This is a genomic window from Mycobacterium sp. 050128, assembly GCF_036409155.1.
Taxonomy (GTDB): domain Bacteria; phylum Actinomycetota; class Actinomycetes; order Mycobacteriales; family Mycobacteriaceae; genus Mycobacterium.
Map to the genome: position 1 here is coordinate 1 of NZ_JAZGLW010000021.1, position 9,062 is coordinate 9,062.

A 9,062-nucleotide genomic window follows, 5' to 3' on the forward strand; every position below is an offset into this window, starting at 1 on the left:
GCCGTATCGAAGCTCGCGGACTCACCTCCGATACGTTGCTGTGCGGTCAACCGACAAGTCCCGCAGTTATCCTGTTGCATGCAGCAGGCCCAGGAGCCAATGCCGCCGCAAACTGGCACCACTTGATGTCCGACCTTGGTGAATTACCGGCTCTTCACAGTTGAGGGTGTAGAGGTGGTCGGCGCGTCGTTACCGGGATAGGGGTCGAGGTCTTCCGAAGATGAGGGTTCCTACACACCTGATCTGGAAGACCTCGACGTGCCTGACGCTACCTTCGCTCGCCCTGATCTGACTACGTTTTGCCGCGTCGATGAACTCGGGCTAGAGGTGACCGGCCAACACCTCGCCGCGGACCGAGCAGTGCTGGCGTGCCGGATCAGCGACGACGACTCGTGGTGTCGGCGCTGCGGCGAACAGGGCACCGTGCGTGACAGCGTCACCCGCCAACTTGCTCACGAGCCGTTCGGATGGCGGCCCACGACCCTACTGGTCACGATCCGCCGCTACCGCTGCCAAGGATGCGCCCATGTGTGGCGCCAAGACAGCGGCAAGGCCGCCGAACCGCGGGCCAAACTGTCCCGGCGCGGATTGCGGTGGGCGCTGGAAGCCATTGTCTGCCAACATCTGTCCGTGGCCCGGATCGCCGAAGCGCTGGCGGTATCGTGGAACACCGCCAACAACGCGGTGCTGGCCGAAGGACGCCGGGTCCTTATCGCCGACCCGGACCGCTTCGACGGTGTGCGGGTGATCGGCGTCGACGAACACGTCTGGCGGCACACCCGCCGCGGCGACAAGTACGTCACCGTCATCATCGATCTGACTCCGGTCCGCGACAAGACCGGCCCGGCCAGGCTGTTGGACATGGTCGAGGGCCGATCCAAGAAGGCATTCCAGGACTGGTTGACCGACCGGCCCAAGCAGTGGCGCGATGGTGTGGAAGTCGTTGCCATGGACGGATTCTCCGGGTTCAAGACCGCCACCACCGAAGAACTACCCGCGGCGGCGACAGTGATGGACCCCTTCCACGTGGTGCGCCTGGCCGGCAACGCCCTCGACGAATGCCGGCGTCGGGTCCAGCTGGACACCTGCGGGCACCGCGGCCGCAAGACCGATCCGCTCTACGCCTGCCGGCGCACCCTGCAGACAGGTGCCGATCTGCTCACCGACAAACAGAAGACCCGGCTGACCGCCCTGTTCTCCATCGACGCCCATGCCGAGGTCGAGGCCACCTGGACGATGTATCAACGCTGCGTGGCTGCCTACCGTGAACCAGACCGCAGCAAGGGCCGCACCATGATGGCCGCGCTGATCACCACGCTAAGCGCCGGTGTCCCCAAAGCCCTGCAGGAATTGCTCACCCTCGGCCGGACCCTCAAGAAGCGGGGCGCCGACGTGCTGGCCTACTTCGACCGGCCCGGCACTTCCAACGGGCCCACCGAAGCGATCAACGGCCGCCTCGAACACCTCCGCGGATCCGCCCTCGGTTTCCGCAATCTGACCAACTACATCGCCCGATCCCTGCTCGAGACCGGAGGCTTCAAACCCCAGCTCCTTCAACCTCGGCCGTCAGGAGCCCTTAACTCGTAGTCAGCGCGGCCAGAGCGTCGTTAGTCTCGGCCACCGAGAAACGGTCGGGATGCCAACCCAGGGGCAGCCAGTCCCGCATCTCCTCAGCACTGAGCCCCATGGGCGTTGCCTGCGGGTCGTATCCGCCACGAACCCATGCAGCGAGCTCCTCATAGCCGCCCAGGCCACCACAGTCCTCCGGCGGGCAGGCCATCTTGCCCTTCAGACAGACCGGAGCCGGGGGTGGATCATCAAAAACGTCTTCAACCACCAGCACGTGCTCCCATCCGTCGCCGAAGTCGTAGTCATAGAACAGGCGGTCGCCCTTATCGGATAACACCTGGTCGAGCCGCACGCTGTCCTCTGCGACACCTTCGTCGCCTTCACTGAGATCGAACTCGGTGACGAAGTAGGCACGGCTACGCCGGTCAGCCCCGACACCGAACTTGTGCAGGTGACCGTCCTGCCAGCCCATCGCGACCTGCAACACGACATGCAGCACATCGAGCATGAGGTCGCCCGGCAGGTCGAGACGACGCCAGATCGGCGGCTTGGCGTACATCAGGTCGACCCGCACCCGGAAACCCTGCGCTCGCTCCGGCACAGCCCGGATCACTGGCGTCGGCTCATCGAACACTCCCGCGAACACGTCCCGGCCGGCGTCGGCCATTAGCTTCTGAAGCAACGCCAGGTCCGCACTAGCCCGGGACACGCCGCTCTCCCTCTTCCGCTTCTTCTTCGGCACACCCCCAGCCAACCAGAGCCCTCGACCACTACTCGAGACCAGCTGGCTCATTCGCAGGTTCTACACCCTCGACTGCGAAGAGCCTCTTTATCGCCCAGAATGATTGTCATTCGTTCCCTTCTCGGGTGTGATCGGGGTGGTGTCCCAGGAGCGGTGTAAAAGTGGCCTGATGTAGATTCCGCTCGCTTGCGTTCATGATCCTATGCGGTAGTGACCGGACCCCGTGAACTGGTCCACGGCGAACGAGAGTCGTTCAGTGGGTACAGGTGGCAGCGTAGCGGGCCGGTGGTTGGTAGCCCAGGGCCGAGTGCCGGCGGTGGTGGTTGTAGTCGTGTTTCCAGTCGCTGATGATCACCCGGGCCTGGGTCAGTGACCAGAAGCTGTTGATGTTGACTATTGACCGGACTAAGCAGCGACACGCCGACGTGTCTGGCGATCCCACGATGATCCGATTGCTACTTCTTGACCGTCCATCGACGGTGAGGAGTTCGAGTGTTCGATGCTGTGGATCGGGATGTCCGGTGGATCAAGATGTCTGGTTGGGGGCGGGTAGTTCCAGTCGATGATGTGGCCGGGTGGCTGGTCGTCGATCCTGATGGTGCTGTGGTGGAGCCGATTCGGCGGTTCCTGGTGGATTTTGTCGCGCGCGGCAATCGGGGTGGTTCTGTCCGCAGCTATGCGTATGTTCTGTTGCGCTGGTGGCGGTGGCTTTGCGCGGTGGGTGTCGAGTGGGATAAGGCGACCCCGGCCGAGGCGCGAGATTTGGTTCTGTGGCTGCAGCAGGCGACCAAGCAACGCCGTGCACCTCGGACGGTGTCTGCTGCCAGCGCCGGCACCGTCAATGCGGTGACCCGCAAACGCCACCTTGGCGATGGGTATGAGGCCCGTACCATCCGGCACAACAACGCGGTGGTGCGCAGCTTCTACGAGTTCTGGATCGACCGCGGTGGCGGGCCGCTGATCAACCCGGTGCGCCTGGAGCGCCACCATGGTCGACCGCATGCGCATCACAACCCGCTCGAACCGTTTCGCCCGGAGGGCAAGATCCGCTATAACCCGAAACTGCCCAAGGCGAAGCCACGCGCGATGCCCGACGAGCGATGGCGCGAGGTCTTTGGGGGCCTGAGCTCCAATCGGGATCGGGCGCTGCTGAGCATTGCGATCAGCAATGGTGCCCGCGCGGCAGAGCTGCTCGGACTGCGCTGCGTGGACATTGATTGGGGCGACCAACTCGTCCGCGTCTACCGCAAAGGGACTGGTGAGCCGCAGTGGTTGCCCACCAGCTCGGATTCGCTGGTGTGGCTGCGTCTGTATCTCAGCGATCTCAGCGATGCCCTGCAATCGAACGAGCCCCTTTGGTGGACCCTGCGCCGCCACGACCGCGGTGCTGGTCTTCGCCGCCAGCCGATGACATACGAGGCGTTACGCGCGGTGTTTCGTCGCGTCAATGCCGTGTTGGGCTCGAACTGGACTATGCACGACCTGCGCCATACCGCTGCGCTGCGGATGTCGCGCAGCGACACGCTGTCAATCCGCGACGTGCAAACGATCCTGGGCCACGCGCACCTGTCCACCACCGGCGACATTTATCTCGTCGAGGACGAAGCCCAAGTCGTTCGCCGGGTGCAGCGCCATCTCGACGAGCAGGGCGAGCATGCGCGCGCGACTCCGCGGATCGCCGCAGGCTACGACGCCGCCGCGCTGCGGGTGTTGCTGGGAGACATCCGGTGACCGCGCTGCAGTTGGCAACGGCTGGCGACCGCCGCCGCGGCCAGCCCTCATTTTCGCGGCGCTTCGAGCAGTTGGCTGATGTCGATCGCACCGGACCGATCGATCACCTGTCCATCGAAGAGGTTCTCGCGCTGATTCCAACCCTGCCCACCTGGAGTCCGCTGACCCGCACCGCGAAGCGCTACCAAATCGACGGTGCGAGAACGATCCTCGAATGGCTTGCCACCTTTCCCGGTGAGGGATGGCAGCAACGATGGATCATCGCCGGCGCCTACGAGGACAACGATTGGGTCGCTTGCCTGGTCGACGCGGACACGGGGCCGCACGCTACGGTGGTGAAACGAAATCGTCTGGTGGCCGGTGCGTTGGCGCTGCTGCTTGTTCGCGCGGTGCTACCCGGCTATGGGTTCCTGCAAGCGTATCGAGCCCACTCGCTCTTCGAGCACGCTCGAGAAGTGTTCCGGCCCGATCTGTTCGCCAAGGTTGATGCGAAAGCAGACGCGCTCGGTATCCGCGGCAGACAACTCGGGGAAGCGATCTTGGCCATCACGAGAATCGTGCTGCACACCGGCAAAGATGTCGACCAGTTGACCGCCGAGGACCTGTTGGAATTGAGGTCGTGGTACCTGTGCAGAAAGCATGGACAAACTGGACCCGCCCTGGCGTGGCGTCTGCTTCACGGTATCGCCGATCTCGGGCCGCATGCGATGCTAGAAGCAGTCAGGCTCGGCCAACGTCCCACCAGCCAGATTGTCGACCGGTATGGGGTGCGCGACAGCAACGTTCGGGCGGTGCTGGTGCGCTACCTCGACGAGCGCCGTCCCGGCCTGGACTATGACTCGTTCGAGCACCTTGCCGGCTTGCTAGTCAGAAACTTCTGGGCCGACATCGAACACCATCACCCAGACCTAGAGACGCTGCACCTGCCGCCCGACGTCGTTGAGGAATGGAAACAGCGCCTCAGAACCGTGGTTCGCGCAGACGGTTCCAGGCGAAATCGCAGTGAGCTCAGCTACTTTCAAATCCTTGTGTGTGTCCGCTCGTTCTATCTCGACATCCAGGAATGGGCCCTGGAAGACCCGACCTGGGCCCAGTGGGCGGCACCGAGCCCGGTGCGACGGGGCGAGACCGAAGGCTTCCGCAAAAGCAGGAACAAACTCGTCGCGAGGATGCATCAGCGGGTCAGGGACCGGCTCCCGCGCCTGCCTGTGCTGGTGAAGGCGGTCGAGGACCACCTTGCGGCGCAGACCGCACTACTGACGAGCGCTTCGGCAACCCCGATCAGACAGACCTTCACCCGCGACTCGCGCGGATACCTGCGCATCATCCCACCGACATACAACCGGCAGAAGTACCAAGACACCACACCACCTGTGCTCGTTGAGGACTTGGCCACCGGAGAGCGAATCAACCTGTCAGACAGTGAAGATGAGGCGTTCTGGTCATGGGCCATCGTCGAAACGCTGCGCCATACCGGCGTGCGCGTCGAGGAATTGACCGAACTCACCCACCTAGCGCTGGTCTCCTACAAACTGCCCGACACCGGAGAGATCGTGCCGATGCTCCAGATCGTTCCGTCCAAGACGAACGTGGAACGCCTCCTACTGGTTGGACCCGAACTGGCCAACGTCCTAGCGGCCATCATCACCCGTCTGCGCGACCAAAACGGCGGAACCATCGCCCTCACACCGCGTTACGATCCGCACGAGCGCACCACCGGGCCCGCGCTGCCGCACCTTTTCCAACGACGACGTGGCGCGTGGCGATGGTCAGTGATCAGCGCCAACGTCGTCAGCCGAATCCTCAGCCGCACCCTCGAGCGCTGCGACCTACGCGATGCCGCCGGTGAACCGCTGCGCTTCACCGCCCATGATTTCCGCAGAATGTTCGCCACCGAAGCAGTCAACGACGGGCTCCCGGTCCATATCGTCGCCCGGCTACTCGGACACGCCAACCTGAATACGAGCCACGCCTACATGGCCGTCTTTGATGACCACCTCGTGCGCACCTACCGCGCCTTCCTAGACGAGCGGCGCGCGCAGCGTCCCGAGGCCGAATACCGCGAACCAACAAACCAGGAATGGCGCGACTTCCAACAACACTTCCAGGAACGCAAGCTCGAACTCGGGGAATGCGGACGCCCCTACGGAACCAGCTGCAAGCATGAGCACGCGTGCATCAGATGCCCGAGCCTTCGACTGGACCCAGCCGCGCGACCACGACTCGTTGCCATTATCGCCAACCTCAACGCACGAATCGAAGAAGCCCGGCTCAACGGATGGCTCGGCGAAGTCCAAGGACTCCAAGTCAGCCTGGACGCCGCCGCCAACAAACTGGCCAATCTCGACCGGATGCGCAAGCACCGACCCACAGACCCAGTCAGCCTCGGAATCCCTGTCATCGCCGACCCTCCACAGCCGAGCGAGCGTCGGTGAGGAACCCGCCACACGGCTGGTGGTATTGCTAGCGTGGAGTCAACGTTCGGCAGCCTCACCCCGCAACAGGATCGGATGGGTCGGCCTTGAGCATGAAGAAGCCGCAGTACTCGAAGAGAGCGGTCAGGTCCAAGGACGGTACGACAATCGGTTTCCGCCAACTCGGTCACGGTCCCGGCGTGGTGATCTTGCACGGCGGCGCACTCGGGTCACAGCACTATATGAAGCTGGGCGCCGCCCTGGCCGACGAGTTCACCATCTACCTTCCGGATCGACGCGGCCGCGGAATGAGCGGGCCCTACGGGCCGCACTACAGCATCGACCGCGAGGACGAGGACCTCGACGCCATCGTCACCGACACCGGTGCACAGTATGTCTTCGGGGCCGCCGATGGCGGGTTGTTTGCGCTGCATGCGTCGATGTCGATACCGGCGATCCGCAAGGTCGCGGTCTTTGAACCGGTCCTGTTCGTCGGCCAACCCGGAATGGACGAATTCAAAGAAGTGATCGGCCGCGCGGAACGGCTGGTGGCCAGCGGTGATGTCGCCGCGGCGATGGCGGGTCTGGCAAAGGACGCGTTGGGGGCACCGTCGGTTTCAGCACCATATCGCCTGTTGGGCCGCATGATGGCGCAGCCGATCTTCTGCCGCATGATGCTGTGGGCCGACGCCCGACGGGTCAAGGGCGACGATGTAGCGCTGCGTAACTTGATTCCCGCGCTGGTACCTGAACTGCAGCAGGTCAAGGCCACCGAGGGAACCATCGAGGACTACAAGAACGTGACCGCCGAGGTCTTGCTGCTGTGCGGCGCCGAAGCCCCGCCGCTTTTCACAGGCACCCTGGACGCTCTCGCGAACGTGCTGCCGCGGGCGACTCGTGTCGAACTACCCGGACTGAACCACGCTGCCGCCCAAGACCCGGGCGGCAAGCCCGCGGTCATCGCCGACCAACTGGGGCGGTTCTTTAGCAGCGGTACGTGACCGCGCCGCTGACCCGCAAGCGGGCGGCGATGCGATAAAGAAATGCCCGAGTTACGGATAAACGCGAAAATCAAGTCCGGAAAATGAGGCATTCGTCGCGGATGCGGGAGTTGAACGACTCGATGTAGCCGTTGCGCCACGGCTCTCCGGGCGGGATGAAGTGGAGGCCGACCTGTCCGGCGGCCCAGTCGGCCATTGCACTGCAGGCTAATTCGGGTCCGTTGTCACAGCGCAGTACCACAGGATAGGCGCCGCGCTGGGCGGCCAGGCGGTTGAGTTCAGCGATCAAGTCCTCGCCGGTGATACTGCGCTCGACCATCCCACCGAGGCATTCGCGGGTGTGCTCGTCGACAATAGAGACGATCTTGACCGGCCGCCCGTCAGTGGTGACGTCGAACTGGAAGTCCACCGCCCACACCCGGTTGGGCGCATCGGCGGTAGGAACGTCAGCGGCGGTGGAGGTGCCGTGGCGTTTACGTCGGCGCCGCTGGGGCACCCGCAGGCCTTCTTCGCGCCAAAGCCGTTGAACCTTCTTGTGATTCACAATCCATCCTTCGCCGCGGGCATCGTGATAGGCGGGCCGAAACCCCCGCCGTGGGTGATCCTTGGCATAGGCGCGCAACCAGGCCCGCAACGCCGCATCAGGATCCTCTGGCGTGGCTGCCAGAGACTCGTGTCGTTGGGTGGCGCGGTGCTGCCCGGTCACGCGGCAGGCGAACCGTTCGCTGACCCCCAGCACCCGCTGGAGGTGACGAACGGCTGCCCGCCGGCGTTCCGGGCTTAGAAGTTTCCCTTCGCGATCTCCTTGAGCGCGACCTTCTCCAACTCGGCGTCCGCCAACAACCGCTTGAGCGTGGCGTTCTCACGTTCGAGGTCCTTGAGCCGTTTGGCGTCTTCGGCCTTCAGCCCACCGAACTGGTTACGCCAGCGGTGATACGTCGCTTCGGAGACACCCAGCTCGCGGCACACCGCCGCGGTGTCCTTGCCTTCAGCCAGCAGCTGATCGGCCGCCATCAGCTTGCGCACAATCTGCTCGGGACTGTGCCGCTTCCTCGTTGCCATGATCTTGTCGAGCCTTCCTGCCCAAAACGTGGGCCGCAAGACTCTCATAAGCCATGGATCAACCGATCGGGGTCAGGCCACCGGGGTCTCGGCGTCATCGGCATCTTGGGTGTGCTGCGGTTGGCGCCAGCGCCGCGCTGTGTTGTCGCTGCCACGAGGGTGCACGACCTGAGGCCACCAGAACCAGCGTCCCAGCATTCGACTTGGATAACGTGGTGCTGCTGCCACACGTAGGCAGCGCGACAGCTCGGACACGTCGCGCAATGGCGCTGCTCGCGATTCGCAACCTACAGAGCTATCTCGATAGTGGCAGGCTTGCGACACCGGTGCTTTCGCCCCGCCGACGGCGATAATCCCCGACTTTTCGGGCAACGGCGGTTGGGTGAACTCACGATCTGTTCCATCGATGCGCAGCCGACCAATTCCAGCGACGATTCGGTCGAGCTCTTTGGCGACCAGTTGATCCAGGTCATCGGTATCATGGAGGCCATCGAAGATGGATTCTCAAGAGGGCACGGGCGTTGGTAGTTCCGGTGACCGGAC

6 protein-coding genes and 3 pseudogenes are annotated in these 9,062 nt (G+C 63.8%); 5 read left to right on the forward strand and 4 right to left on the reverse strand.

The window, feature by feature from the left end:
• The first annotated feature begins 258 nt into the window (after positions 1-258).
• On the forward strand, positions 259-1,587 hold the full coding sequence (locus tag SKC41_RS31390) for an ISL3 family transposase (protein WP_330981531.1): 1,329 nt from the start codon (positions 259-261) through the stop codon (positions 1,585-1,587).
• Here the strand turns inward: SKC41_RS31390 and SKC41_RS31395 are convergent.
• Both SKC41_RS31395 and SKC41_RS31400 read right to left on the reverse strand, forming a co-directional pair.
• Positions 1,577-2,362: a plasmid pRiA4b ORF-3 family protein gene (locus SKC41_RS31395; RefSeq protein WP_330981532.1), complete on the reverse strand. Its 786-nt coding sequence runs from the start codon at positions 2,360-2,362 to the stop codon at positions 1,577-1,579. The genes SKC41_RS31390 and SKC41_RS31395 overlap by 11 nt on opposite strands.
• Before the next feature lie 202 nt (positions 2,363-2,564).
• Positions 2,565-2,705, reverse strand: a pseudogene (locus tag SKC41_RS31400) (integrase core domain-containing protein); the annotation flags it as partial.
• 98 nt (positions 2,706-2,803) lie between these two features.
• On the opposite strand from SKC41_RS31400, the gene SKC41_RS31405 reads away from it, so the two are divergent.
• The 3 genes from SKC41_RS31405 to SKC41_RS31415 all read left to right on the forward strand — a co-directional run bounded on the left by SKC41_RS31405 (position 2,804) and on the right by SKC41_RS31415 (position 7,457).
• Positions 2,804-4,042 (forward strand): tyrosine-type recombinase/integrase, encoded by a 1,239-nt coding sequence (locus tag SKC41_RS31405; RefSeq protein ID WP_330981533.1) that lies wholly within the window; start codon positions 2,804-2,806, stop codon positions 4,040-4,042.
• Positions 4,039-6,477 carry a tyrosine-type recombinase/integrase gene (locus SKC41_RS31410; protein ID WP_330981534.1) on the forward strand — a complete coding sequence of 813 codons (2,439 nt, stop codon included), beginning with the start codon at positions 4,039-4,041 and terminating at the stop codon, positions 6,475-6,477. Before SKC41_RS31405 ends, SKC41_RS31410 begins: the two co-directional genes overlap by 4 nt.
• A 179-nt stretch (positions 6,478-6,656) precedes the next feature.
• Positions 6,657-7,457, forward strand: coding sequence for an alpha/beta fold hydrolase (locus tag SKC41_RS31415; protein WP_330981535.1), 801 nt, complete (start codon positions 6,657-6,659; stop codon positions 7,455-7,457).
• An 85-nt stretch (positions 7,458-7,542) separates the two neighbouring features.
• On the opposite strand, the pseudogene SKC41_RS31420 reads toward SKC41_RS31415, so the two are convergent.
• Both SKC41_RS31420 and SKC41_RS31425 read right to left on the reverse strand, forming a co-directional pair.
• A pseudogene (locus SKC41_RS31420) lies at positions 7,543-8,519 on the reverse strand (IS3 family transposase); the annotation flags it as partial.
• A 72-nt stretch (positions 8,520-8,591) separates the two neighbouring features.
• Positions 8,592-8,717 carry a hypothetical protein gene (locus SKC41_RS31425; protein ID WP_330981536.1) on the reverse strand — a complete coding sequence of 42 codons (126 nt, stop codon included), beginning with the start codon at positions 8,715-8,717 and terminating at the stop codon, positions 8,592-8,594.
• On the opposite strand from SKC41_RS31425, the pseudogene SKC41_RS31430 reads away from it, so the two are divergent.
• Positions 8,693-8,872: pseudogene (locus tag SKC41_RS31430) on the forward strand (2-hydroxyacid dehydrogenase); the annotation flags it as partial. The gene SKC41_RS31425 and the pseudogene SKC41_RS31430 sit on opposite strands and share 25 nt — an antisense overlap.
• Between the last annotated feature and the right edge of the window lie 190 nt (positions 8,873-9,062).

Bases quoted from the DNA above. Each gene is read 5' to 3' on its own strand.
- SKC41_RS31395 (WP_330981532.1), bottom strand. From the start codon at position 2,362: ATGAGCCAGCTGGTCTCGAGTAGTGGTCGAGGGCTCTGGTTGGCTGGG.
- SKC41_RS31425 (WP_330981536.1), bottom strand. From the start codon at position 8,717: ATGCTGGGACGCTGGTTCTGGTGGCCTCAGGTCGTGCACCCTCGTGGC.